The 873-nt window shown below is 33.7% G+C and carries 1 protein-coding gene; it reads left to right on the top strand.

Annotation, left to right across the window (positions count from 1 at the left end):
• The first annotated feature begins 119 nt into the window (after window positions 1-119).
• Window positions 120-785, top strand: coding sequence for a response regulator transcription factor (locus F0226_RS22370; RefSeq protein WP_171737693.1), 666 nt, complete (start codon window positions 120-122; stop codon window positions 783-785).
• Window positions 786-873 lie beyond the last annotated feature (88 nt).

Genomic DNA, 873 nt, shown 5'->3' with positions numbered 1-873 from the left:
AAATATATAGACACAAATATTCAACATTTAATTTAACTCTTAATTTGGCATATAAGAACACTTCGTTATAACCATAAGAATATAATGCGAGGTTTTGTAATTGGCTAAGGACTTGAAGTATGAATAAGCTGGCTTTAGAAAAAGATAACAATAACATCAACATTTTTTTTCTGAACGAGAACAACCTTCAAACTCGGCTCATAGAGAAAGAGCTTTTAAAAACATCCAATTTTTTAATCAAAAAGCAAACCAATAACGACCTTGATTCCCCCTACTCCTCTGGCGGAATCTGTATTGTTTTAATGAACTATCAATCGACAAAAGGCAGCCTTTATACTGACTTAACTTCTACAGGTACTTTTGATTTTAAATTAGTGGTTTACGATGTTCCTCTGGGCTACCCGTACAGTGAGTCTGCAAAGTGGTGCAACCTAAGCGGAATCATGTATGAGGATGCTCCTATAGAGCACTTAACCCGTTGTATTCGCAACGTAGCGAATGGCGATTTATGGCTACCTCGCCCTCTCATTGCAAGCATGCTACAGCATCTTAAAACATTGCCCCCTTCACCAATGAAAGATATAGATAACTTAACAAGAAGAGAACAACAGATCCTAGATAGGCTTGTTTGCGGGCAATCCAATATACAAATTGCCAATGAATTGTTTGTCGCAGAAAGCACAGTGAAAACGCATATATACAAGTTATATAAAAAGATAAATGTAAAATGCAGAAAAGAAGCAATTAGGTTATTCAGACAATGTGAAACATCCAGTATTAGTTAATAACTAATAACTAATAACTAATAACTAATAACTAATAACTAATAACTAATAACTAATAACGTAGTAAACTTTATGATTAGAATAAAAT

The sequence above is a fragment of the Vibrio sp. 99-70-13A1 genome (genome assembly GCF_013114625.1).
Taxonomy (GTDB): domain Bacteria; phylum Pseudomonadota; class Gammaproteobacteria; order Enterobacterales; family Vibrionaceae; genus Vibrio.
The sequence above is the reverse complement of the archived record's forward strand: the minus strand, read 5'-3'. Positions and strand labels throughout refer to the sequence as shown.

Bases quoted from the DNA above. Each gene is read 5' to 3' on its own strand.
- F0226_RS22370 (WP_171737693.1), top strand. From the start codon at position 120: ATGAATAAGCTGGCTTTAGAAAAAGATAACAATAACATCAACATTTTT.